Annotated in this window: 19 protein-coding genes and 1 pseudogene; all 20 read left to right on the plus strand. The window is 53.0% G+C overall.

The window, feature by feature from the left end; translation table 11 throughout:
* Positions 1-13: 13 nt before the first annotated feature.
* Positions 14-790, plus strand: a complete 777-nt coding sequence (gene icmH, locus OI69_RS08740) for a type IVB secretion system protein IcmH/DotU (RefSeq protein ID WP_039348837.1) — start codon at positions 14-16, stop codon at positions 788-790.
* Between the two features lie 13 nt (positions 791-803).
* Positions 804-3401: a type VI secretion system ATPase TssH gene (gene tssH, locus OI69_RS08745; RefSeq protein WP_039348840.1), complete on the plus strand. Its 2598-nt coding sequence runs from the start codon at positions 804-806 to the stop codon at positions 3399-3401.
* 2 nt (positions 3402-3403) lie between these two features.
* On the plus strand, positions 3404-4942 hold the full coding sequence (locus OI69_RS08750) for a sigma-54 interaction domain-containing protein (RefSeq protein ID WP_039348843.1): 1539 nt from the start codon (positions 3404-3406) through the stop codon (positions 4940-4942).
* Positions 4942-5499, plus strand: a complete 558-nt coding sequence (gene vasI, locus OI69_RS08755; protein WP_039348846.1) for a type VI secretion system-associated protein VasI — start codon at positions 4942-4944, stop codon at positions 5497-5499. Before OI69_RS08750 ends, vasI begins: the two co-directional genes overlap by 1 nt.
* Before the next feature lie 11 nt (positions 5500-5510).
* Positions 5511-6938 (plus strand): type VI secretion system protein TssA, encoded by a 1428-nt coding sequence (gene tssA / locus OI69_RS08760; RefSeq protein WP_039348850.1) that lies wholly within the window; start codon positions 5511-5513, stop codon positions 6936-6938.
* Between the two features lie 24 nt (positions 6939-6962).
* Complete coding sequence (gene tssM, locus OI69_RS08765; RefSeq protein WP_039348854.1) at positions 6963-10460, plus strand: type VI secretion system membrane subunit TssM; 3498 nt, start codon at positions 6963-6965, stop codon at positions 10458-10460.
* Between the two features lie 49 nt (positions 10461-10509).
* Positions 10510-11946: a VasL domain-containing protein gene (locus tag OI69_RS08770; protein ID WP_039348856.1), complete on the plus strand. Its 1437-nt coding sequence runs from the start codon at positions 10510-10512 to the stop codon at positions 11944-11946.
* Between the two features lie 28 nt (positions 11947-11974).
* Positions 11975-13330, plus strand: a complete 1356-nt coding sequence (locus OI69_RS08775; protein WP_039348905.1) for a tetratricopeptide repeat protein — start codon at positions 11975-11977, stop codon at positions 13328-13330.
* A gap of 14 nt (positions 13331-13344) precedes the next feature.
* Positions 13345-13452, plus strand: a pseudogene (locus OI69_RS19815) (type VI secretion system tube protein Hcp); the annotation flags it as partial.
* A 229-nt stretch (positions 13453-13681) separates the two neighbouring features.
* Positions 13682-13810, plus strand: coding sequence for a hypothetical protein (locus OI69_RS20320; protein WP_268809387.1), 129 nt, complete (start codon positions 13682-13684; stop codon positions 13808-13810).
* Positions 13807-14322 (plus strand): membrane protein, encoded by a 516-nt coding sequence (locus OI69_RS08780; protein ID WP_039348860.1) that lies wholly within the window; start codon positions 13807-13809, stop codon positions 14320-14322. Before OI69_RS20320 ends, OI69_RS08780 begins: the two co-directional genes overlap by 4 nt.
* Positions 14323-14327: 5 nt before the next feature.
* Positions 14328-14702 carry a hypothetical protein gene (locus OI69_RS08785; RefSeq protein WP_039348863.1) on the plus strand — a complete coding sequence of 125 codons (375 nt, stop codon included), beginning with the start codon at positions 14328-14330 and terminating at the stop codon, positions 14700-14702.
* A 54-nt stretch (positions 14703-14756) separates the two neighbouring features.
* A complete protein-coding gene (locus OI69_RS08790) occupies positions 14757-15023 on the plus strand; it encodes a type VI secretion system PAAR protein (RefSeq protein ID WP_039348866.1) in 267 nt (88 codons plus the stop codon).
* A gap of 466 nt (positions 15024-15489) precedes the next feature.
* Positions 15490-16008, plus strand: a complete 519-nt coding sequence (locus OI69_RS08795; protein ID WP_039348868.1) for an Hcp family type VI secretion system effector — start codon at positions 15490-15492, stop codon at positions 16006-16008.
* A gap of 229 nt (positions 16009-16237) precedes the next feature.
* The gene (locus OI69_RS08800) at positions 16238-18274 is read left to right on the plus strand and encodes a type VI secretion system Vgr family protein (protein ID WP_039348871.1); all 2037 of its coding nucleotides are present in this window, start codon (positions 16238-16240) and stop codon (positions 18272-18274) included.
* Between the two features lie 9 nt (positions 18275-18283).
* Positions 18284-19657, plus strand: a complete 1374-nt coding sequence (locus OI69_RS08805) for a PAAR domain-containing protein (protein WP_039348873.1) — start codon at positions 18284-18286, stop codon at positions 19655-19657.
* 80 nt (positions 19658-19737) lie between these two features.
* Positions 19738-20436: an ankyrin repeat domain-containing protein gene (locus OI69_RS08810; protein ID WP_039348908.1), complete on the plus strand. Its 699-nt coding sequence runs from the start codon at positions 19738-19740 to the stop codon at positions 20434-20436.
* 152 nt (positions 20437-20588) lie between these two features.
* Positions 20589-21545: a DUF4123 domain-containing protein gene (locus OI69_RS08815; protein WP_039348876.1), complete on the plus strand. Its 957-nt coding sequence runs from the start codon at positions 20589-20591 to the stop codon at positions 21543-21545.
* Positions 21542-22459, plus strand: coding sequence for a DUF4123 domain-containing protein (locus tag OI69_RS08820; protein ID WP_039348878.1), 918 nt, complete (start codon positions 21542-21544; stop codon positions 22457-22459). Before OI69_RS08815 ends, OI69_RS08820 begins: the two co-directional genes overlap by 4 nt.
* A gap of 20 nt (positions 22460-22479) precedes the next feature.
* Positions 22480-25357: DUF6531 domain-containing protein (locus OI69_RS08825; protein ID WP_039348881.1), on the plus strand; the 2878-nt coding region annotated here is incomplete at its 3' end.

Raw genomic sequence — 25357 nt, forward strand, 5'->3', positions numbered from 1 at the left:
AGGAGAGGAAAAGATGAGCATCGAAGTTATTAAAAACGATCAGTTGGATGACATGCTTTTTGAACATGCCCGACAACTGGATATGGACTCTGACTACTGGTTTCGCCTGCGTGGGCAAAGCATTAATCCCATGGTGGATGCGGTCACGCCGCTGTTGGGCATGGTGGAGCGGGTACGCCAGCTTTCTGCTTATGACGGGGTGGAAGATCTCTACCAGCGCGTGGTGTCTGAAATTCAGGCTATCGAGCAGGAATTGCATTCTCATGGCTATGAAAACGGTGTGATCTTGTCGTTCCGTTACATCCTCTGCACCTTCATTGATGAAGCGGTGATGGGGCGGGAGTGGGGCGGGCAAAGCATGTGGTCGGCACATTCCCTGCTAACCCGTTTCCATAATGAAACCTGGGGCGGCGAAAAAGTTTTTGTCCTGTTGGAGAAGTTGCAGGACGACCCAGCCCGCTATCGCGACATTCTGGAATTTATCTATCTCTGCCTCTGTCTGGGGTTTGAAGGGCGCTATCGGGTGATGGTGCAAGGGCGCGAGGAACTCAATCGCGTGGTGAGCAAGCTACATGACACCCTGCGCCCAGAGCCTACGAATTCGCCGACGGTCTTCCACCTGAATCTGGGGCAGCAGGCGTCGCGCTACCATCTGCGCAAACAGGTATCACTGCGCACGCTGTTTATTGGCGTGTGCGTGGTTCTGGTGGCCGCTTTCGGCCTGTACCGTTACCAGCTAACTCATCAGACCCAGGACGTACTGCGTCAACTGGGAGAATTATTACAATAACAGGAGCTACACCGTGATTCGAATTGAACTGCCGACACTGGTTGAACGACTCAACCCCGTGTGCCGTCATATGCTGGAAGAAGCGGCGGCACTCTGTATTCAACATCAGGGCGCGGAAATCCGCATTGAACACCTGTTGATGAAAATGTTGGAAACGCCGCTGTGTGATGTACGCCAGATCCTCAAGCGTGCGGGCGTTGATGCGGATGAGCTGTCTTCACTGCTGTTGCCTTCCTCCGTGGATAAAGAATTTGACGCGGGCTACCCTTCATTTTCCCCTCTGTTGGTGGAATGGTTACAGGATAGCTGGCTGCTGGCATCGGCTGAATTCCAGCACACGCGTTTGCGTAGCGGCATTCTGTTGCTGGTGTTGCTGATGACGCCAAACCGCTATGTAGCGGGTGCGATATCTCGCCCACTGGCGCAGATTAACCGTGAGCTATTACGCCAGCAGTTTGATGAGTGGGTGAAAGATTCTGTTGAAACGGAAGTGGCGGTGCAATCCGCCGCGGCGGAGCAGGCTGTCGCCGCGAGTACCCAGTTGTCTCGTTATACCCAAAATGTGACGGAATCCGCCCGACAAGGGCAGTTGGATCCGGTGTTGTGCCGCGATCATGAAATCGATCTGATGATTGATATTCTTTCCCGCCGCCGTAAAAACAACCCGATTGTGGTCGGGGAAGCGGGCGTCGGGAAAAGTGCGCTGATTGAAGGGCTGGCGCTGCGTATTGTCGCCGGTGCCGTGCCAGAAAGATTGCGGGATGTGGAACTGCTGACGCTCGATCTGGGAGCGATGCAGGCTGGTGCCTCGGTCAAAGGTGAATTTGAAAAACGCTTCAAAGGTGTGATGCAGGAAGTGAAGGATGCCCCGCGCCCGATTATTCTGTTTATCGATGAAGCGCATACGCTCATCGGGGCTGGGAATCAGGCGGGTGGGCTGGATGTTTCCAACCTGCTTAAGCCTGCACTGGCGCGCGGCGAACTGCGCACTATCGCGGCAACGACCTGGAGCGAGTACAAAAAATACGTTGAGAAAGACGCCGCGCTTTCCCGCCGCTTCCAACTCGTCAAAGTCGGTGAGCCGAATGCGGAAGAAGCCACGGTTATCCTGCGCGGGCTGCGTGGTATCTATGAAAAAGCGCATGGCGTGCTGATTGATGAAGATGCGCTTCAGGCAGCGGCACAATTGTCAGCGCGTTACATTTCTGGTCGCCAGCTCCCTGATAAAGCGATCGACGTGCTGGATACTGCCAGTGCGCGCGTCGCCATTAACCTGACGACGCCCCCGCGAGCGGTCAGTCAGCTACAGACTCGTCTGCACCAGCAGGAGATGGAAATCACCCAGCTTGAGCGTCAGGCGCGTATTGGTCTGGGCAATACCGAAGAACGGTTAGCCGAACTGCGTGATGCCCGCGAAACGGGAGCGGCACAGTTAGCACAACTGGAAGCCGACTGGCAGCAGCAGAAAACGCAGGTTCAGCGCGTGATTGAACTGCGTACGGCACTGTTGGATGAAGAACAGGCTGTCGATTTTGATGCCGCGTCAGCCGCAGCGGAACTGACTACCTGTGAACAGGCGCTGGAAGCACTGCAACACGCCTCCGTGCTGGTTTCCCCTCACGTTGACAAAACGCAGATTGCGGCGGTCATTGCCGAGTGGACGGGCGTGCCGCTGAACCGCATTTCTCAGGGCGAAATGGATGTTGTCACCCGTCTGCCTGAGTATTTGGGCGAGATGATCAAAGGGCAACAGTTGGCGATTGCCCACCTGCATAAACACCTGCTGACCGCCCGTGCGGATCTTCGTCGTCCGGGGCGTCCGTTGGGGGCATTCCTGTTGGTGGGGCCGAGCGGTGTCGGTAAAACGGAAACGGTAGTACAGATTGCCGATCTGATGTTTGGTGGACGTAATTATCTGACCACCATCAATATGTCTGAATATCAGGAAAAACATACGGTTTCACGCCTGATTGGTTCGCCTCCTGGCTATGTCGGGTTTGGTGAAGGCGGCGTATTGACCGAAGCCATCCGTCAGAAACCGTATTCCGTGGTGCTGCTGGATGAAGTGGAGAAGGCGCACCCGGATGTGCTTAACCTGTTCTATCAGGCGTTTGATAAAGGTGAACTGGCTGATGGTGAAGGCAGGGTGATCGACTGCCGTAACGTGGTGTTCTTCCTGACGTCCAACCTCGGGTTCCAGACGATCGTGAACTATGCCGAGCAGCCGGATGTGCTGTTGGATGCGCTCTATCCTGAATTGGCGGCCTTCTTCAAACCTGCGCTGTTGGCGCGTATGGAAGTTATCCCTTATCTGCCGCTGGCGCATGACACCATGGTGGAGATCGTACAGGGCAAATTGTCGCGTCTGGTTTCTCTGCTGCAACAGCGTTTTGGTGCCGATGTCCTCATTGACGATGAGGTGCCGGAAGAGATTCTGCGGTTGGCGAACCGCAGCGAAAACGGCGCGCGTATGCTGGAGTCGGTGATTGATGGCGCCTTGCTGCCACCGGTTTCGCTACAGCTACTGCAACGTCTGTCTGCGGGGGAACCTGTCAGCCGTATTCATTTCCGCGTTGAAGCCGGCCAGTTCCAGACTGAGGTGGAGGGCTGAGTATGCCACATGCCCTTGAACTGGCGCTTGCACTGACCCGACAGCATGATGAGGCCGGTCTGTGCGACTGGCTGCTGGAGACGATACAGGCAATCTGGCAGCCTCAAGGGATGCTGCTGGGGATGGTGGATGTCAGCGGCAGGCAACTGACCTGTCAGGGGCGGGTGCATGACACGCCTGTGGCGCTCAGTCTGGGCGTGGATGATTTTAGCCATCCTCTGGCTTATGCCCTGCATAAAAATCAGGCGCGAACCTGGGACTCTCTTTATGGCGGTGCTCGCATTGAGCACCGTGAATTGCGGCAGATGCTGATCTCGGTCGGGGCGAATTGCGGGCTTCACGCCCTACCGCTGCTGTCGGAGAGCGGCAAGCCGCTGGCGGTGCTGGCACTGCTGGATCCGCCGACAAGCCTGCAAACGTTGCATCAGCAGGGGCAGTGCCAACAGTTGGCGCAGGTGTTTTGTCGTCAACTGATGCTGCTGCGTGAGTTGGCGCATACCCGACGGGAACAGGTGGCGCTGCGAGATTCGCTTCGTCAGATTAAGGATGAAGGACAGTGCCGTCGTGAACAGGAAAAGCGGGTGGAAACCACGCTAGTGGGGCAGTCTGCCGTGATTAAAGCGCTGCACCAGCAGATTTATCAGGCGGCAAAACATCGGCTTTCGGTGCTGATTCAGGGGGAAACCGGTTCAGGGAAAGAGGTGGTAGCGCGTCTGCTGCACCAATGCTCCGAACGCGCCGACAAACCTTTTATTGCCATCAACTGTGCTGCGATCCCGGAAAATCTGATTGAAAGTGAATTGTTTGGCTATCAGAAAGGGGCGTTCTCCGGCGCGCAAAGCAACAAGATTGGTCTGGTAGAACAGGCCAATGGCGGAACCCTGTTTTTGGATGAGGTTGGGGATATGCCACAGCCCATGCAGGCCAAACTGCTAAGGGTTCTGGAGACGCACAGCTTCCGTCCTCTGGGCGCGGATAAAGAAGTTCATTCTGATTTCCGTCTGATTGCTGCGACGCACCAGCCGCTCGAACAACAGGTCTCTGATGGGGTGTTTCGGCAGGATCTCTATCATCGTCTCTGCCAATGCCTGGTGCAGATCGCCCCATTACGCGAGCGACCAGACGATATTCGCCTGTTGTGCGAGCACTTCATGAGTCAGTTTGCAGAGAAACAGCAAACACACAGGGGGTCGTTGAGCCGAACTTTCCTGCGTCAACTGGTGGCGTATGACTTTCCTGGTAATGTACGGGAGCTGCGTAACCTACTGGAAGTCGCCTGCGCGCATACGCCGGACGGTGAGGCGCTATCTCTGGCATCGCTGCCGCCTGAACTGCGTGACCGGCTGACGAACAGCACGACAGAAGAACAGGATCGCTATCAACACATCCACGATTTGCGCATCGCCACACAGCTATATGAAGCGGCAGTCATTGAGGCTCGCCTGCGTCAGTTTCACGGAAACCGCCTGCTGGTGGCCGATAGCCTCAATATTCCTAAACGTACTCTTGACCACAAATGCCAGAAGCTGGAGGTAAATTGATGTTTCTGACGATGGCTCCCCTACTGTTGGCAACCGCCGCGACGCCCGATCCCGCCTGGCAGTCGTTATGGGAACAGTGTCGCAATGAAACGGCTTCAGAGCTGCGACTCGCCTGCTATGACGCCCTGGGACGGGAAGCCGAGCGCACCGGTACGTTGTCTCCACAGGGGGATAACGCGGCTGGTAAAGCCTTTCAACTGGGACGCGAAGCAGACAGCGGTGATATGACCCTCACCCGCGTGCTGGCTGATGGCAATACGCTGGTGATTAGCTGTGCCAGCAATATTACGCATTTACGCTTAACGCTCAGTAAACCCTGGGCTGGGGAATCCGTCACATCGCAGCTTGATGGTGTAACGGTGTCCGATAGCTGGTTTATCCGTAACCGTGGGCAGTTACTGGAATCAGGGCGCGGCCTGCCAGCGATTGATGCATTAAAACGCTGGATTGGGCATCGCGAACTGGTGCTTAACGGCGCAGATGGCGACGTGCTGCGTATCGAACTCGCTGGGCTGGGTGAGGCATTAGTGCCGCTACGTCAGCAGTGTCACTGGTAAAGGAGGCGCTTATGCATGCACATCCCTGGTGTAAACGCCTGCAAACCCCATTGCCGGATGAGGGATTGCGCGCCGCGGTATTGGCTGACGATCCGCTGTGGGAAAAGGTCGAAACGGAACTGGTCAAGCTGGGATCGCTGGCGCATAACCAGGTCGATCTCAATGCGGTAGCAGGTTATTGCCTGACCTTGTTGGAAAGCAAAACCAAAGACATGCGGGTACTGGTGCAGCTACTGCGTTGCTTACAGCATCCGGCCAAAGCAACACCGTTTGCCACGGCACTGATGCTGCTGGACAGTTGGCTGGCGAGTTACTGGGTTACCGCCTGGCCTGCCAGTCCGGTTCAAAAACAGAAGTTGATGCTCCAGATCGTTCGGCGTTTTGAGACTGTGCTTCCTCGTATTGCGGAGAGTGCATCCAGCGCAGAGTTAGAGCAATTACAAACACTCGCGGAGCAGGTGGCGACCCGCTGGCGTGAATTGGCTGGCGACAAAGCGGCGATGACGGATGAACTGGTGCTGGGTGTTAAACGCGCCAGACAGCGGCAGCAGGCGCAGGAACAGGCGAACCAGACGGAGAAATCGATCCCGACGGCCAGCGGCAGCGGTGCTACTGGGGGAAGTGAAATCCGCACCAGTGCCACACCGACGCCAGCCAGTTCGGTAGAGATTAATTCATCCGACGAGCGCGGCTGGCGGCAAACCCAACTTAACGTTGCGGCGCTGCTGGTTGAACGTCATCCCGGATCGCCTATTGGTTATCGCCTGCGGCGTCATGCTATTTGGTCCAGTATTGCCACGCCGCCGATGTCATCCAAGGGGAATAAAACGCAACTGGCACCCGTCTCGTCAGACCGTGTGGATGAATACCAAAGTGCGCTGGCGCAGGCCGATTTGGCGCTGTGGGAACGCATAGAACAAAGTCTGGTGCTGGCACCTTACTGGTTTGATGGCCATATGTTGTCTGCTTCAGTGGCCTCGCGGCTGGGGCATACCTCTGTCGCGATGGCGATTGCCGAGGAGCTTTCGGCGTTTATTCAGCGTTTGCCGGAACTGCGTGAACTGGCGTTCAGCGATGGTGCGCCATTTCTGACCGGCAAATGCAGCCAGTGGTTGCAGTCCAGCCAGCCCGTACGCGGCGGCGGCGGCGGTGTGCGGCAGGACGATCTGGCGACCGAGGCGGCAGCCTGCCGGGATGAGAAAGGCATCGGTGCGGCGATGCAGCTATTGGATGAACGCATGCGTCGTCTGAAAGAGCCACGCGATCGCTTTTATGCCGAGCTGGTACTGGCGGATTTACTCGCCGAAGAAGGGATGAAATCACTGGCAGCACAGCACTATCAGCACATGTGGCAGGAAAGCCAGCAATTGGGCCTGATGCAATGGGAACCGGGAATGGTCAGCCGCGTAGAGCGGTTGGCGGCATCCCGTAAAAAATAAGACATTCGGAGTGAATGGTCACTTATGTTTAAAACAATCATAACCTTTCTACGCAAGCAGTTGCCTAAACTGAAACCCTCCTGGCTGCTTTTGGGGGCGCTACTGTGGATCGTGGTGTTGGTTCTGGCCTGGTGGCTGGGGCCGCGTTTGACGGTGGGCGACTCACGCCCATTACAGGGAATCTGGGGTCGCGTGGTGTTCACGCTGGTCTGGTTGTGGCTGGCGTTCTCTTATAGCGCCTGGCTGGTCTGGCGTCGCGTACAATTGATGCGCGCGGAACGCCATGTGCAGCAGGTGATTGAGCAGGATCCCCTACAGGTCTATGTTGACAGCCAGCAGACGTTTCTCGATCGCTGGCTGGAAGCGTTTCAGACTCAATTGGGTAAAAAAGCGCTGTATGCGATGCCCTGGTATCTGACGATTGGTCTGGCGGGAAGCGGGAAAAGTAGCCTGATCCATCGTGCCAACCCGGCAAACAAAATGAATCCGAAGCTGGATGCCGCACTGCGAGATGTGGCGACAGGCCAGCAGGTCAGCAGTTGGGTTGGGGAATCTGCCGTTATTTGGGATCCGAGTGGGCAGTTGCTCGCACAACCTGAGCTGGAGGGCGATTCACTTGGGCAGCGCCATGCCCGGCTGTGGCAACACCTGCTACGGTGGCTCAGTGAAAATCGCCGCCGCCAGCCGCTCAATGGCTTGGTGCTGACACTGGATATTTCCTGGCTGGCACAGGCGGGTGTCGCGGATCGCAAAGCCTATGCGCAAGTTATGCGCGCCCGGTTGCAGGAAATCTCCGTCAACATTAACACGCGTTTACCGGTATATATCGCGCTAACGCGGCTGGATATGCTGAGCGGATTCGATAAAATTTACCGCCAATTGAACCGTGAGGCGCGTCAGGCCGTATTAGGTGTGACGTTTACCCCACAAGCAAGCAATGGCAAAGGCTGGCTGGAGGAGTTGGAACGTTTCTGGGACGAGTGGGTCACACACCTGAATGACAACCTGCCCGATATGCTGCTCACGCAATCGGACAGAAGCGTGCGTAATTCGCTGTTCTCGTTTGTTCGCCAACTGGCAGGGGTGAAAGATTACGTGATGGAGGTGCTGACGGAAACGTTAGCGACGGGCGAAGATCGCGCGTTCTTGATCCGCGGTGTCTACGTCAGTTCCGTCTATCAACAAGGGGTGCCGTTCGATGCTTTTGCGCAGTCGGCTTCCCGCCGTTATCAACTGCCAGAGCCGATTAACCCGGCGCTGCGCGGTGAATCGAATACGTTCTTTGTACAGCGTCTCTTCCCGGATGTTATTTTCCCTGAAGCCAGTCTGGCGGGGGAAAACCGGTTGCATAGCCTCTACCGTCGTCGTCGGCTCAGTATTGGTGTGGGCTGCATGCTGCTCGCCAGTCTGGCGCTGATTGGCAGTTGGCACCACTTCTATCGGGTCAATGAAGAGGCAGGGCGCAATGTACTGACGAAAGCGCAGGCATTCATTGGCACCAATGAGCTGGAAGGGCAGCCGGGTTACGGTTATCAGCAGTTGCCGCGTCTCAACTTGATTCGTGATGCAACCTTATCCTTTGGTAATTACCACGAACGTACGCCGATGCTGGCGGATCTGGGCCTATATCAGGGCGATAAGATTGGACCTTATGTTGAAGGTTCCTACCTGCAAATGTTGAATCAGCGCTTTTTACCGGCGGTGATGCAAGGGCTGCTGGAAGATTTGAATCAGGCACCTGCCAATAGTGAGCAAAAGCTGACGATTTTGCGCGTGATGCGGATGCTGGATGATGCGTCAGGGCGTAACAAAGCGCTGGTTGAACAGTTTATGACGCAGCGCTGGCAGAAGGCATTTCCCGGACAGGGCAATGTGCAGGAACAACTGATGCAGCATTTGGATTACGCCCTCGATCACACCAACTGGCACCAGTCTCGTGAGCAGAAAGATGCGGTGGCGATTAGCACCTTTGCGCCGTTTAATCAGCCGATTACGCTGGCCCAGCAGGAACTGAGCAAACTGCCGATGTATCAGCGCGTTTACCAGAGTCTGGTGATGAAGGCGACGCAGGTGCTGCCGCCGGATTTAGCGATCCGCGATGAAGTTGGGCCGACGTTTGATCCGGTATTTTCTCTGCGTAATGACAAAGCGGGAACGGTGCCACGTCTGCTGACGTATCCCGGTTTTAGCGATTATTACCTCAAGCAGGATAAAGCGCTGTTAGAGCTGACAGCGCTGGACGCCTGGGTGCTGGGGCAACGTGAGCGTGCACAGTTCAGTGAGGCCGATCGACGGGAAATTCTGCGTCAGGTGAACGATCGTTACATCACGGATTACATCAACCAGTGGCAGAAAGTGCTGGCGAACATTGATGTCCAGACACTCGATACACCGGAACAGGCGCTTGATATCCTTACGGATATTACCGGTAACGATCAGCCTTTCCAGCGCGTGTTGACTACGGTCAGTGATAATACCCGTATCCGCAAGCTGGCTGATGATGATAACGACACGGCGCAGAGCATCAACACGCGTATCGGTCGTCCGTTTATGACCATCAATGCGGCGCTGAGCGGGCGTGGTGAGCAGGGGCCGCTGGTGCAAGAGGTGAATCAAAAGCTGACCGATCTCTATCACTATCTCGATCAGATCGTCAACGCCACCGACCCAGGACAAGCGGCGCTGAAGGCCGTACAGGCGCGGCAGGGCAATAAATTTGCCGATCCAGTATTTGCTTTACAGCAATATGCCCGCAGTCTTCCCGCACCGTTGGATCGCTGGGTAGGACAATTAGCCGGGGAAAGCGCCAGTCTGGTTACTGGGTTAGCGATGTCGTCGCTAAATCAGGAATGGCTGGATAAAGTGGTGACGCCGTTCAATGAGAAGCTGGCGGATCGCTACCCGTTCAACCCGTCATCGAACAAAGATGTGCCGCTATCGGAAATGGAAACGTTCTTCATGGCTGGCGGGACGTTGGACAGTTTCTATCAAACCAACCTCAAGTCGATGATGGAAAGCGGCATGCTGGAAGAAGGTATGGCGTCACCTTTACAGGCTGAACTGGTGAAACAGCTTGAACGTGCCAACCGCATCCGCCAGACCCTGTTCAACGCGCAGGGCAGTCTGGAAGTCCACTTTGTGCTGGAGCCGCTGGAACTGACGGCGAACAAGCGCCGCAGCGTGCTGAATCTGGATGGACAGTTGCTGGAATACAGCCACGGTCGTCGCCAGAAAACACCGCTGGTGTGGCCAAACAGCATGCGCGATGGCGCCGAAAGTAAGCTCACGCTGGTGCCGGACGATCGTGAACGTTCACCACGTAGCCTGAGCTTTAGCGGGCCATGGGCGATGTTCCGCTTAATCAACAGCGATCAGCTAACGCAGGTTAATGAGAATACTTTTGACGTGCGCTTCTCGTTGGAGAACGGGGCGATGACGTATCGCGTGTATACCGATGCCAGCCATAACCCGTTTGCTGGTGGTCTGTTCAGCCAGTTCACGCTGCCTGACTCGCTGTATTAAATTAACTCTCGGGAGCCTATCTAGGCTCCCTATTGCTGGATGATGTGATATGCAAGATGCACAACAGGCCCTGAAGGTGGGTCGGGATCCACGGATGCTGCCGGAGTTTGACGTACTGCGGGCAGAAATTAACAAATTGAGTCATGCGTCCCGCCCCGATGTGGATTGGATGCTGGTGCATGACATGGCCACCACCATCTTTGAAAAACAGGGCGTGGATCTCCAGACGGCGATCTACTTTACGCTGGCGCGTTCACGGTTGGCGGGGTTAACAGGATTCACGGAAAGCTGTGAGTTTCTGGCGAACCTGATTGTGACACAGTGGGATAACTTTTGGCCGCCCATACATCAGGAACGGGCGCGTATCGAAATGCTGGATTGGTTTATTGCCCGCATCAGTGAGGTGGTGCGGCAGTACGCCATCAGCCATGAACACAAGCGGCTGGTTTACCGTTGTGAACGCGCGCTGCAACTGATGAGTGAAAAGCTCCATAACTCAGGCCTGAGCCGCATCCCTCGCGTCGAGAACTTGCTGCACTTCGTTGAAGGCTATACCCATTTGTTTGATGAAACCGAGATTGTCATTGTGTCGGACGATCAGGAACTGAAAAAACAGGATATGCAGATCCCACCGATGGTGTTCTTTCATTCAGACATGGAACCCGGAACGACGGTACAAGGTGGTGGGTCGTCAGGTTCGGGTCAGGCTCCACTGCCTGCCGGCAGCATTCTCATCGGACGGGAGAAAGGGCAAATGAAACCTACGGTATTAAAGATCGAGGCGCATAAAAAGCAGAAGCCAGCCTGGTTCTGGTTTGTCTCCGGGCTGCTGACCTGCGCATTACCCGTGGCAGCGATAACAGGCTGGCAGTATTGGCAGAAACAGAAAGCCGATGCGCTGGCGTTACTGCAACAGCCGGCGTACGCATTGCCCGCCGCCCCCGATCATAATGACATTCGTCGGGTGCGTATTGTTCTGGGCGAGCAGAAATTGCAAGGCATGGAAGGTGAGTTGATCAATCGTTATCAGGCACAGTTGGAACAGGTGAAAAATGCGTCGCCGTTTTACCTCTATCAATATGGTAATGGATTGAAAAATGTGATGCAGCAGCTCTATCCCGATTCACTCGCGGTGAAAGAGATGGAGCGCCAATGGCAGATCTCGCTTGAACGCCAGCAGGGTGATGAGCCAAAAACGCTGGGTTACGAACAGGCGCGCGATCGTCTCAATGATACCTTGCAGCAACTGTTGGAACTGGAGAGGCAGCGTCGGACGGTGACGATCTCTTACCTGAAATCAAAACTTTATGACATGCAAAAAGATCTGATGTCGGATGTCCCGTTTGGGATTCGGCTGCGGGAACTTGAGACGCGGAAAATCAAGAATCAGTCTCTAACGCCAGCGGAGCTACGTGCGATGGAGGACGAATTGCGATCCTTCAATATCCGCTTGTACCGTTTGCAGCAGGGCAATGCTGCCAGTTGATTATCGTGAAGGGAAAACCGCTGAGCACATGATGAAATACAGAAAATTATTGATAGCCCTATCAGCCTGTTGGTTGGCGTCATGTCAGGCGCCGGTCGCTTCACTGCCTGAAGCGGAATTAGTCGCATCTGCAAACCGGGGAAATGGAGAAGCGCAATATCAGTTGGCAAAAACGTTAGCCAAACGTTCTCAGTATACCGAGGCGATGCAATGGATGCAGAAGGCGGCTGAGCGGTCTGAACTTCCGGGTAATCAGGAAATGCGCGCTGCTGCCGCACTTCAGGTTGGTGACTGGTATCAGGCCGGGCTAGGCGCACCAAAGAACAGCCCGTTTGCCCGCCAGTGGTGGACGACATCTTCACGTTTGGGCAATGGCGAAGCGGGGCATCGCCTCGGTATGGACTGCCAGGTTCAGCATCAGGGAAAGTTGGTGGCTGCCTGTCTGAGCGCATTTGAAGCCGCAGCGGCAAATGGCTATGCCCCCGCGCAATTGATCGTTGCCGAGTGGCACGCGACGCACGCGGGCGGTGAGAAAGATGCCGTATCGTGGTTACTAAAGGCCTCTGAACTTGGTAATCGGGATGCACAGTACCAATTGGCGCAGCGCTATGAGCAAGGGAAAGGCGTGGTGATTCGTCTCGATTTGGCCGAACGCTGGTATTTCCGCGCGGCGACGCTAGGACAGGCACAAGCGCAGTTGTGGATGGCCCGACACGAAGACGGCGAGAATGCGTTGAACTGGTATCAAAAGGCCGCGTCATCAGGAGATGCTGAAGCCCAGTTGTGGTTAGGAAAGGCATACCGTGAAGGTAAGCGCTTACCTTGGGATGAGCAGAAGGCGCGTTATTGGCTAGAGCGCGCCGCCGCTGGAGGATCGGGTGAGGCTGACTATTTGCTTAGCCAGAGCCAGACCACTCATGAAAAACGTGAACAGTACCTGATTCAGGCTTCCTCGGCGGGTTATATCCGGGCGCAGCGTGAACTGGGGGATCGCTTATTTAAAGCGAATGAATTCACACGAGCGCGTGAAGAATATGCCAAAGCGGCATCAGCAGGCGACACCGAATCCCAATTGGCTTATGGCGATATGCTGCGGCTGGGGCAAGGCGGTAAAGAGGATTATGTCGAAGCGATGAAGCAGTACCGTCTGGCGGCGAATGAGGGCAATCGTATGGCGCAGTATCGAATGGGGATGATGCGTCAGGATGGGCTAGGTGCATCCCGCAACCGTATTCATGCTTACGCCTGGTATGCCATGGCGGCGACGGAGGGAATGCCCGAAGCCATCCATGCGCGTAACGATCTGGAAGCCACCATGCAGCCGGATGAAATCAAGGCCGGACAGCGGCTGGCGATGCACTGGTCATCGGGGAAAATTGAGTAATTTCCGTTGGAAATTACACCCAGTTAATCGACGTGTCGCTGGCTTACCGTAAAATTGACTGGGAACACACGGTTGCCGGAACCTCGGGTTCTGATGACTGGCGTGTGCCAGTCGAAGCGTAATTCCCACCAAACCCGGCCTTGTGCCGGGTTTTCTGCGTTTTTCTCCGGGGATTTTTCCCCGTGCAGTGTTTTTGCAGGCGTGATGTTTTTACCAACATGGCTTGTGGTGTGAGCAGACTCAGAGCACAACTCAGGTATTTCATATCAATCAGGATAGCGGCGTGTCGCATCGGGTGAAACCGGGGCGTGCGGTAGCCATGGCCGCGGTGAAGGAAGAAGGAGAGAGCAGATGGCAAACAGTACAGGATTACAGTTCACCGTCAAGGTTGGCGCGCTGGAGGCTCAAAGACGGTTGTGGGCATTAATCTATCTGGAAGGTGGTCGTCAGGCTTTGGAAGAGCAGAAGGAACGAACATGAGTGCGGCAAGTGGTTTGACGAGAGCAATCTCGGGGTTGATAACGGCGATATGGCAGATATTGCCGCGCTGGGGTCGGTGGACGGCAAGTATTCTGCTGGTGCTTTGGCTGGGCTGGACGTTCCTGATACAGGAGCGGCATGGCGGGGCGTCAATTGTTGTTCATTCGGTGATCGACCGCCCCATTAGCTATGTGTATGTCAACGGCAATATGGGGGGGAATACTTTTGCATTTGATGGTCTTAACTCGGGTGGCAGTTCTGCTGGCCCGTATAGTATAGACGGAGAGACGGTCAAAATAGATTGGTTATTGAGCGCCACTCTGAAGCAACAAGAAGAACAGGGATTTCAGCCTGAGAAACATACTATTACCTTACCCATGCCTAAACGAGATAAAGGCCAGAATGGTTTCTGTGTACTGATGTTACCTGATAATAAACCGATGGTAAGGTGGGCTGAAAGCTGTGTCGTTGAAATGGATAGTATCGTCGATACATATAGAACGAGGAGATAAATAAAGTGGATTGGGATGATATGGAATGTCGCGTTGCGCGTGAAGAGAGCCGCCATCAGGCGGGGATAAGCACTTGTTCACTGGCGTTACAACTGGGTTTTTTCTTTGATGGTATGAAGCGAAATATCAATGTTGATGAAGAGAGCCAGCGGCTGACTAACGTAGGACGTTTGTTTCGCGCCCACAATCTGAAGATAAAAGCAGACCTTACGTCTTCATACACGTATTCCAAAGTTTATATTCCCGGTTTAGGTACCCCTCTTGACGATACACCGTCTGAAAGACTGAACAGCATTATGGACGATCAGGCGAGTACCATGTTGAGGAACAATAATTTCTTCGTCCCACGTGGTATAGAGATATTAGCGATCGATGACTAGGCCGCAAGCACGAATGTTACTGAAAGCCTGACTATTTTGCTAAAAGGACTAAAAATGGGTAACGCAGTTAAATTAGGCGATATCGATACCGGGCACGGTAGCTATCCTCCGACATCTGTCTCAGTAGGTTCATCAACGGTCAAGGTGGATGGCTTGCCGTTGGCTCGTCAGGGCGATCCTCTGATTCCTCACGGTCATGACAGGAGCATCAGTGGCGGTTCATCCACGGTATTCGTTGATGGTAAACCCGCGGCGCGCTCAGGGGATGGAGTAAGCTGTGGCGGTGTGCTGATTGGCGGGGGAAGTGTGAATATAGGTTGATATGTCATCGCTGGTCATTATCGCCAGCATTCCTCAATGATTTATGTTCCATAACAACAATTTTCAGATGTGTGTTTTCATAGGAAGGTTGGTGAATACTTACTTTTTAGTAAGAGTGATGTGGTGTATTTACCACCTAAAATCGATGTTTTCCTATCAATTTTATTGTTTTCAATCGTCAATTTGTTGCACTAATTCACCCCTAACGCAAACTTTCAGAACAAATGCGCATTCTGCGCAATTTCTTGCTCACTTTCTGGTGTAAATCACTGTTTGCGCAATGGATGCCGTTTTTTCGCGAGGTCTGCGCAACTTCTTGCTCAAATTTGGCTTAGGGAAAATTTGAGTTAAGTAATTGTTTATTAAAAACAATAACATAAAAATTGGCATGTGGATTGCTATACGCAGTGGGACGTTACTAAACACGTTTAACAACTCACCCCGTTCAACAACAAGGAGCAAGACTATGCCAACTCCATGCTATATCAGCATCGAAGGGAAAACGCAGGGCAACATTACCGCCGGTGCTTTCACCTCTGACTCTGTCGGCAACATCTATGTGGAAGGCCATGAAGATGAAATGCTGGTACAGGAATTCAAACACATCGTTACCGTACCGACCGACCCACAGTCCGGTCAGCCATCTGGTCAGCGTGTCCACAAGCCGTTCAAATTCACCGTGGCGCTGAACAAAGCGGTTCCGCTGATGTACAACTCACTGGCGTCCGGTGAAATGCTGCCGACCGTGACCCTGAAATGGTATCGCACGTCGGTAGAAGGCAAGCAGGAGCACTTCTTCTCTACCGTGCTGACTGACGCCACCATCGTGGACATCGACTGCAAGATGCCACACTGCCAGGACCCGTCCAAACTGGACTACACCCAGTTGATTGAAGTGTCACTGGCTTACCGCAAAATCGACTGGGAACACACCGTTGCCGGAACCTCCGGTTCTGATGACTGGCGTGCGCCGATCGAAGCGTAATTCCCACCAAACCCGGCCTTGCGCCGGGTTTTCTGCGTTTTTCTCCGGGGGGTTTTCCCCGTGCAGTGTTTTTGCAGGCGTGATGTTTTTACCAACATGGCTTGTGGTGTGAGCAGACTCAGAGCACAACTCAGGTATTTCATATCAATCAGGATAGCGGCGTGTCGCATCGGGTGAAACCGGGGCGTGCGGTAGCCATGGCCGCGGTGAAGGAAGAAGGAGAGAGCAGATGGCAAACAGTACAGGATTACAGTTCACCGTCAAGGTTGGCGCGCTGGAGGCAGGCACCTTTGCGGTAGTGGATTTCAGGCTGGATGAGGGACTGAACCGGCCTTTCAGTCTATCGCTGAGTCTGGCGAGCGGATTACCGGATGTGGATTTTGGCGCGGTGCTGGACCAGCCGTGCGAGCTGATGATTTGGTATGAGGGCGAACTGAAGCGTCGGGTGAGCGGGATTGTCAGTGGATTTACGCAGGGTGACACCGGATTCCGTCGCACGCGTTATCAGATAGAAGTCCGTCCGGCGCTGTGGCGTCTGGGTCTGCGCACCAACGCCCGTATTTTTCAGACACAGAAGCCGGAAGCGATAATCAGTACGTTGCTGGAAGAGGCGGGGATTAGCGATTACGCCTTTGCGCTGCGTCATGACCATGCGGTGCGGGAATACTGCGTACAGTATCGGGAAAGCGATTTGGCGTTTATCACCCGTCTGGCGGCAGAGGAAGGGTTGTACTTCTTCCACGAATACGAAGAGGGGAAACACCGTGTGGTGTTTGCCGACGATGCGGGGGCGCTGAGCAAAGGCCCTGAACTGTTCTTTAATCTCGCCAATCAGGGACTGAGCGAGGGCGACTATGTCCGGCGTTTCCACTACGCGGAGCGGGTGAGTACAGCGGAAGTGGAGCTGAAAGACTACAGCTTCAAGACACCGGCATACGGGCTGTCACACAAGAAGATGAGCGGCGAGCTGGAGCACCAGCGTGAAAGTTACCAGCACTACGACTACCCGGGGCGTTATAAGCAGGACCCGAGCGGAAAGGCGTTCAGCGGCTACCGGCTGGACGCGCTGCGGTCAGGGGCGGTGACGAGCGAAGGGGAGTCCAACTGCGCGGGGCTGATGCCGGGCAGCACGTTTACCCTGACAGAGCACCCGAATGCGACGCTGAATGCGGTGTGGCAGACGGTGAGCGTGACGCATGTGGGGCAGCAGCCGCAGGCGCTGGAAGAGGAAAGCGGCGGTGAGCCGACGACGATGAGCAACAGCTTTGCGGTGGTGAAAGGCGCGACGACATGGCGCGCGGTGATGCCGTACAAACCGATGGTGGACGGCCCGCAAATCGCGACGGTGGTGGGGCCGGCAGGGGAAGAGATTTACTGTGACCAGTATGGCAGGGTGAAACTGCAATTCCCGTGGGACAGATACGGTGCGAGCAACGACCAGAGTTCGTGCTGGGTGCGGGTGAGTCAGGGCTGGGCAGGCGGCCAGTACGGTATGATCGCGATCCCGCGCATCGGTCACGAAGTGATCGTGAGCTTCCTGGAAGGCGATCCGGATCAGCCGATTATCACTGGACGAACTTTCCACGTCACCAACCCAACGCCGTATATTTTACCCGCCCATAAAACACGTACCACGCTGCGTACCGATACGCATAAAGGCAGCGGCTTCAACGAACTGCGTTTTGAGGATGAAGCGACGCGTGAGCAAATCTATTACCACGCGCAGAAAGATATGGATGGAGTCATTAATAATATCCATCGGCAAAGCGTGGGACGCGATCAGCACCTCAGCGTGGCTCAGGATCAGTTTCAGCGGGTTGATCGCCACCGTCACCGGACGATAGGTAAAGATGATTTTGAAAACATCGGTCAGGATCATCATCAGGAAATTGGCCGAAGTTTCATTCAGAAGATTGGGGCTTCTTTCAAGCGGTTCATCGGCGGGGGGGAGATCACCCGCATTGAAGGGAGCCGTCAGACCACGATGTCCGGCTCTGAAGAGACGCTGATCGGTGCGCACCAACGCGTTCTGGTGAATACGGACAGCTACCTGAAAGCGGCGGATATCGTGCTGGAGGCAGGGCAGGCTCTGACCATCAAAGCGCCCGGCGGTTTTATCAAGATTGACAGCGCAGGCGTCACGATTTCCGGGACGATTGTGAAAATCAACGACGGCGGAGCGGCTGGCGTAGGGACGGCTCCGGTGTCGATTACGCCAGAAGACCCCACCAAGCCGACTCTGCCGGACGCGCCAGACAGACGTTAAGGAGGAACTATGCCAGGTGCTGCACGTTTAGGGGACAGTTGCGCGGGTCACGGCTGTTTTCCTGCTACCCCGATTATTGAAGGCAGCGGTGATGTCATCATCAATGGCAAACCGGCTGCCCGTAAAAGTGATGCAGTTTTGCTCCATGCTTGTCCCTGTCCGAATATGCCTCACGGCGTACATAACCGCGCGATATCCGCTGGCTCTGGTACGGTTATCATCAATGGAAAACTGGCGGCGCGCATCGGCGATGCGATCGGCTGTGGCGGTTCGGTCGCTGCGGGCAGTGGGAATGTCATCATTGGCGACTCGCCCTACCAGTCTCCGGTGAAATCGTGTGCTGAGCAATCGGCAAAAAGCCGTGCGCCTCTGCTGGCATTGACGCCGATGCTGATGCCGACATTAATGGAGTGGGCTTCCGCCGCCGAGTTGCCCATTATTGATGATTTACTCACCATCGCTCAGCGTAAAGATCGCTATCTGGCGCGTGCTAAATTAGCAACCGAAGCGGCATCACTGCCGGGGTTAGCCGATGCGGCGAAGCGGCTGGCATTTAATAACGACAGTATCTTACGCGCTGAGGCCGCCCAGTATGTGTATTCGGTCGATGAATTTCGACGAGGCGTGCTGGATAAACTGCCGAAAGCTCCGGTTGGGCTGGATATTCTGGATACGAGTCAGCTTCCAGGCCTGACAGAAAATGATTTTATGGATAAGAAAACAGGGTTTGGTTCTGCTTTGTTCAAATCTGCGATTAATGGCGAAACGATGTTGACCTATCGGGGCACTAATAATGCGGTGACTGGCGTTAAAGACTGGTTGACTAACGCCACTCAGGGTATGGGATTTGAATCAGCGCAGTACAAACAAGCAATGGATCTCGCGACTCAAGTCAAAGATCTGATGCCAAATCCTCCACCTGCTATTGTTGGCCATTCTCTGGGAGGCGGGTTAGCCTCCGCTGCGGTCAGTGTGACAAAACTTCCCGGCTATACGTTCAATGCCGCAGGATTACATGAGAATACTGCCTTGCGAGGTGGTGGTGCGACATTGGCAGAAACAGCGTCATTAATTAAAACACAAGCGGTCGATGGTGAGATATTAACCATGGCGCAAACCTACGGTAAGGCATTGATTCCTGGTTTATTGTCTGGCGCGGGCGCATTAATTGGTGGAACCACTGGTGCAGTGCTTGGGGGCGTCATCGGTGTCGCAAAATTACTGGAAGGGGGCCTGCCGAAAGCAAGCGGTGATATGATGGCCCTTCCCGCTGTTGGCGGTTCACCAATTGCGCGTCACGGTATGGATCAGGTGATTGCGGGTATTGAAAGCCAGAAAAAGGAAGATATCGGGAAGATAACCAATACATTCAGGGGAATATAATGCAATGGTTGGCACGTATAAAATGGTTGGGCGTCGTTATTCTGGGATTATTAACCGCTTGTCAGGCAGGAGGACACAGTATGCGGGCGAGTGAACTTTTTGAACCGCCTGTGGTGGCGGTACTGGAAAGTATTCAAAAAGGTGACGAATCGGCAGCCCGTCATCAACTGTCGCAGGGCGTTAACCTGAATATTCAGGGAAAAGAAGGCGTCACGCCGCTGTTATGGCTGATTTATGAGACGAAGGATAAAAAGGCGGTCACGTTGGCGCTTAAACTGGGTGTCGATCCAAACTATAAAGACGGCTTTGGCGACAGCGCAGTCAATTCTGTGGCGGGCGCGAAAGATCCAGACTGGCTGCGCATTATTCTGGATGCAGGAGGCGATCCGAATGCAATTGGTCGTCGTGGTCAGCCTGCAATATTTAGTGCCATTAATGAGCAACGATGGGCTGATATTAAGCTACTCGTTGAGAAAGGGGCTGATCTGAATTTAGAAGATCAAAATAAAAGAAATAGTGCGCTTTATGCTGCCTATGTAAATGAATACGAAATTGTTTATTGGTTGATTGAGCAGGGCGCAAGTTTCGATACCTATTCTTCAACCGGCAGTAGCCTGGCGTGGCGTGTACACGACAGCTTATCCATCATGTCTCCTAAATCCCCTCAATACCCTTGGGCACTGAAGGTGAAACAGCAATTGCAGGAGCGCGGCGTTACATTCCCCCCCCTGTCGCCTGCTGAAGTGAGAGAGCGCAGGGAAAAAGGATTACCGCTGTAATTTATTTTTGATTCGTGGTTTTTATTATTCATTTCTTTTCATAAAAAAATCACATTTTATATCCCGATAATTTGCATGATTGTTGGGGCATGAAATGTGATTGTTCATGATCTTATTATATCAAAATATCTCTTATTTACAGGCAAATAACGATGATGGCAAACGGTTATACCCTGTTTGAAATCAGCCAGTCTGATATGCCTTTATACGCAATTATCTCACCGCTACGTTATCCTGCATTACCTGAATATTGGCAGGCTTTTCAACCTGCGGCGGCAGAGATATGGCAGCAGTTGCATTTGGGTAAGGATGCCGAAAACTGGCAAATGTGGGCACCAATTGTAGTGAAAATAGAAGAAGGCAAACCCGGTGAAACCCTGTTGCACTGGTTGACCGATACTCAGCCGGAACGGCATGGTGGCATCGTCCTTATGCACAGCGAACTGACATTACAGCAGATGGCTGATTTTTGGCAGCAGCGCATTTTCTGTCTCTGGCCCGATGGTACACGAGCGCTATTTCGTAGCTATGTACCCGATATTTTATCCGCCTGGTGGCCAACTCTGGATTTGGCTTCTCAAACGGGTTTTCTCGGTTCGCTGAATAAGCTGTATGTACCCATCGTGAATAGCGAACGAGGGGAGTATCGACTATTCGCACAGCGAGAAATTGAGAATAAAAATAATGATGACATGAATAAAAGATACCAAATTATCTTAACCAATTATCAATATTATCTTCTCGCTAATCACAATCGTCTGCACCGCTTAGCCAATGAACTGTTTCTTTTTGTCGGTGAACGATGTGTTTTTCCGCTGGATGTCGAAATAGTCAAAGAACGTTTTATTAGTGGCATTGCCTTGGCAAGGAAATATTATCCCAAAGCCAGCGAAGCGGAATGTGAAGCCTGGTCTGCTCATCGCTGGGTACTGGGGAGTGAATTTTATTTGCACCCCATATTTATTCATCTGACTGAACGTTATTCGATGGCCGACAGTATTCGGATTTTTAAATCTGAGCCTGAACGTATTGAAAGCGTGCAGTTTAATTATCATCGCCCTGGTTGGATGCGGGGAGAGTTACCTGACATAACGGAGGTCACGCCGTGAGTGTATCGCCACCTTTTCTTGAACTGATGCCGGAAGATGACGCCGCCTGGCAAACGCGTATCGTTCAGGGGGGCTGTTTTGTTATAGCCGAGGCATCGATGAATGATGCTGTGCCCTGGCTGGCCGAGCGCTGGGGCGGTAGCCTGGAACAGACGCGTTTGTACTGGGGAGAGGCAGGACGTGTCCATGCCTCGGTATCACCCTATTGCATCCCGCTTCATGCAGCTAATTGGTCGCAGGTAAAAGAGCACATTGTCACCCAGCCCGGCTGGGGAATGGGCCTGCAACTGGAATGGTTTATGCAGGCATATTCACCGCTCGATCAATTGATTGAGGTGACGAAGCACCTGCGACAATGGAGCTTAGTGGCCTCACCTTCTGGAGAAAATGCCATCCTGCGTGTGGGGGATTGGCAGGTGGTGAATCAACTGCTCTCTGCCAGCTCCGCACAAGAAGCCTGTGCGCTCTATGGCCCGATAGCCAGCTTTTGCGACATTTCCCCAGATGGTGCGATCCGCGCTTTAAATCTCACGACCCGCGAACCCCACTCGATTACGGACATCCTGCCGCGCCAACTCAGTGATGAACAATGGCAAGCCATCATGGTGCCTTCCGAACATCAGAATCTGGCGCGCTACAGGGAGCATCTGCGCACGTACCATGCGAACTGGCAGCACGCGCCTGACGATGAACTACAGGCGTTTATCCATCAGCAAGTGCAGCAGGCGAGGATCAACGGCTTTAACAACGATCGCGATATCGTGCGCTGGCTGGCGTTAGCGACGGAACTCTCACCGGAATTCATTCATCAGGCATGGGCGAAAAATATCCTGATACAGCCTGAACATATTGGCACACAAAGCCGTATGGATCGGCTGTATCAGGCAGCCATTGACCATCTGGAAGAAGCATAAAATAAAAAGGACGTCATTTCATGAGCCAGGATAAAAGCAGCGCGTTAGCTGCCAGCGGGGATGCCGCAAATGAAAAATTTTCTACCGATAATATCATCCCTGGAGGATGCTCCGAATGTGGTTGCAAGACACTGATTGATTACAAATATGAATCTGGACGCCCCGTACCAAATGCGCCTTTTGTCGTAAAAGACAGTAAGGGGACAATAATTAAAGGTAAAACCGATGATGCTGGGTTAGCTTTGATTCAGGATATGGGATGTGGAGGATATGAAATTTATTTTGAGGAGGGTAGCGATACTTTTACTCCTGAGCCTACGGTAGAAAATAACCCATTACTCCAGTCTAATCCTGCTTATGCTGCATTAGCTGGTGAATATTTCTCATTATTTACTTTATTACATGAAAAAGGAATTGTTGTTTATGATGCGGATGATAGTGATGACTACGAAGTTGATCTTGATGATAGTTCTTTATGGGATTCCTTATTTTCCTCGTTAGATGATAAAGAGCAGCAAGCCTATGATCGATTGTGGGAATTAAATCGACAAATTAATGCAGGAAGTAAAGAATTAAAGCAGGCTATCAATACTATTCATCAGAGTAGTTTGGCCGCTGAGACAGCGGATGGCGGCAGTAAAATCGTTGTGATGTTGGTCTGTGAGGTCATACTTGGATGTGTGCCGGTTATTGGTCAAGCGATGGATGTCTATTTTCTGGGGGATTGGTTATGGCGGGGGTGTGAAAATACGGATCGTTTTGAGGATTGGGTATTTCTTGCAGAAGGCGCTTTAGCGGTTATTGGCTTTATTCCTGGTCTAGGCGATGTAATAAAACGGGGAGGAAAGGCGATCCTGAGTGTCTGTAAGGCAAATACACCGCAAGCTGTACAGAAAGCGATTCAACATATCCGGCATATCTCTGATGGTAATATAGTTAGATGGTTGCTTGAAATCATAGACGTAATTAAAAATAAATGCGACGAAGCCATAGCATTGCTTGAGCGCATTGAGTTATCACTTAAATTAGCCCTGAAAATGGCGTTTGAAAAAGGAAAGGGAAACTGGATCATAGCCTGGACAGAGGATGCTTTTTCTGGCGTCATTGAAACGATAAGAAGATTTATTCAGCGTTTTCGAAGTGCGGTAGATGATATCATTCGGGAAATAAAAATATTCATTGGTAAAGTGGTCAAGAAAGATTCAGGAACCGCGTTAGGAAAAAATGATAAGGATGTCTCAGAGAAGTTTATTGCTGATAAAACGCCGCCAGAAAGTGATTATCCAGATAAATCAAAGAAAAAAGCGGAATCCCAGGAACAAGATAATAATCTTTGTACCTCAGAGAGTGTATGTAAAAACGATCCGGTTGATGTAGCAACGGGGTTTGCTGTGGATTGGCGAACGGATGTTATTTTTTCTGGCGTATTTCCCGTGTTTTTTAAACGCTATTACCGTTCTGGTGGAACCCGACAATCGGGGTTATTAGGAAAATTATGGCGTACGAATTGGGATATGAATCTGACTTTATCTCAAGGTGTGGTTCATTTGTTGGATGGTGAATATGGGGAAGCTATATTCAATAGTCCCGATGAAGGAGAAGTCAGTTTATCCCTATCAAATCCTCAGTGGCGACTGACTCGGGAAAATGGAAAATTGATAGTAGTCCATCAAAATGGACTGCGATATTATTTTGAGCACTCTTGTGGCAAGCAACTTTTTCTTACCGCAATAACGGATAAACAGAATAATGGTGTCTCTTTATTATGGGAGAGAGGCGTTCTACGCTGGGTAGTGCTACCAGATGAGCGTCTTATTCATGTCGCAACCCAATATCATCGAATCACTTCGTTAACACTATGTACTCCTGCTCGTCGTCCTATCAAGACTCTGGTGAGTTATATCTATGATAAGCACGGGTATGTAATACAGGTAAGGGGGAGTGAGGGACGTAATTTTGATTACGATTATTCTCCGGAAGGCTGGCTATTACGCTGGTCTGATTTGGCTCATACCTGGGGTGAGCACGATTATGATAGTAAAGGAAGAGTCACTTATTGCCGGGGGGCTGAGGGTTACTGGCAGGGTCACTTTGAGTATGACGACGACACCCTGACCAGTCATTACCACAGCGGGTTTGGCGGGGTATTTAGCTACGTGCGTGACGCGCGCAACAATATCCTGCTCAAACGCACGCCGGATGGCGGTGAGACCCGGCTTGAGTGGGTAGACAACCAACTGGTGGCAGAGACCGACCCACTGGGTGGACGCACCGTGTATCAGCGCAATGACTGGGGACAGGTCACAAGCGTTACCCTGCCTGACGGTGCGACGCATCACTATGCGTATGATGATAATGGGCAACTGCTGGCTTATACCGACCCGCTGGGCAGTGAATGGCGCTATCAGCGTAACGCGGCTGGGCAGGTTATTGAGGTGAATGACCCGGAAGGCCGAGAGTGGCTGTATCGTTACGAAGAAACCGGACTCCTGTCGACAGTGATAGCCCCGGATGGCGTATTACAGCGTTACCATTATAACCGCCGTGGTTTGTTGAATCGGCTTGAGCGTGATAATGCCCCTGCGGTGATGTTTCGCTATGACGACCTTGACCGCCTGACGGAGCGACATATCGCGCATGAGGCAGGCGTGCAGGTACGGCGCTGGGAGTATGACGGTGTGCGCGAATCGCCGTCAAAAGTGGTGTACGAAGACGGCAGCGAAACGCGGTTTGGTTACGATGTGGAAGGTAACCTGACGGCGGTGACGGATGCGCTGGGGCAGCGTTATCAGTTCCGTTACGGGGCGTTCGATAATTTGCTGGAAGCGACGGACCCGCTGGGGGCGACGGTACGCTACCACTATAACGCGGAAGCGGCGTTCGCCGGGGTAACGAACA

The organism is Pectobacterium fontis (assembly GCF_000803215.1).
In the GTDB taxonomy this organism is placed as follows: domain Bacteria; phylum Pseudomonadota; class Gammaproteobacteria; order Enterobacterales; family Enterobacteriaceae; genus Pectobacterium; species Pectobacterium fontis.

Bases quoted from the DNA above. Each gene is read 5' to 3' on its own strand.
- tssM (WP_039348854.1), top strand. From the start codon at position 6,963: ATGTTTAAAACAATCATAACCTTTCTACGCAAGCAGTTGCCTAAACTG.
- OI69_RS08790 (WP_039348866.1), top strand. From the start codon at position 14,757: ATGGGTAACGCAGTTAAATTAGGCGATATCGATACCGGGCACGGTAGC.
- tssA (WP_039348850.1), top strand. From the start codon at position 5,511: ATGCATGCACATCCCTGGTGTAAACGCCTGCAAACCCCATTGCCGGAT.
- OI69_RS08815 (WP_039348876.1), top strand. From the start codon at position 20,589: ATGATGGCAAACGGTTATACCCTGTTTGAAATCAGCCAGTCTGATATG.
- icmH (WP_039348837.1), top strand. From the start codon at position 14: ATGAGCATCGAAGTTATTAAAAACGATCAGTTGGATGACATGCTTTTT.
- OI69_RS08780 (WP_039348860.1), top strand. From the start codon at position 13,807: ATGAGTGCGGCAAGTGGTTTGACGAGAGCAATCTCGGGGTTGATAACG.
- OI69_RS08770 (WP_039348856.1), top strand. From the start codon at position 10,510: ATGCAAGATGCACAACAGGCCCTGAAGGTGGGTCGGGATCCACGGATG.
- OI69_RS08805 (WP_039348873.1), top strand. From the start codon at position 18,284: ATGCCAGGTGCTGCACGTTTAGGGGACAGTTGCGCGGGTCACGGCTGT.
- OI69_RS08775 (WP_039348905.1), top strand. From the start codon at position 11,975: ATGATGAAATACAGAAAATTATTGATAGCCCTATCAGCCTGTTGGTTG.
- OI69_RS08810 (WP_039348908.1), top strand. From the start codon at position 19,738: ATGCGGGCGAGTGAACTTTTTGAACCGCCTGTGGTGGCGGTACTGGAA.
- OI69_RS08750 (WP_039348843.1), top strand. From the start codon at position 3,404: ATGCCACATGCCCTTGAACTGGCGCTTGCACTGACCCGACAGCATGAT.
- vasI (WP_039348846.1), top strand. From the start codon at position 4,942: ATGTTTCTGACGATGGCTCCCCTACTGTTGGCAACCGCCGCGACGCCC.
- OI69_RS20320 (WP_268809387.1), top strand. From the start codon at position 13,682: ATGGCAAACAGTACAGGATTACAGTTCACCGTCAAGGTTGGCGCGCTG.
- OI69_RS08800 (WP_039348871.1), top strand. From the start codon at position 16,238: ATGGCAAACAGTACAGGATTACAGTTCACCGTCAAGGTTGGCGCGCTG.
- OI69_RS08795 (WP_039348868.1), top strand. From the start codon at position 15,490: ATGCCAACTCCATGCTATATCAGCATCGAAGGGAAAACGCAGGGCAAC.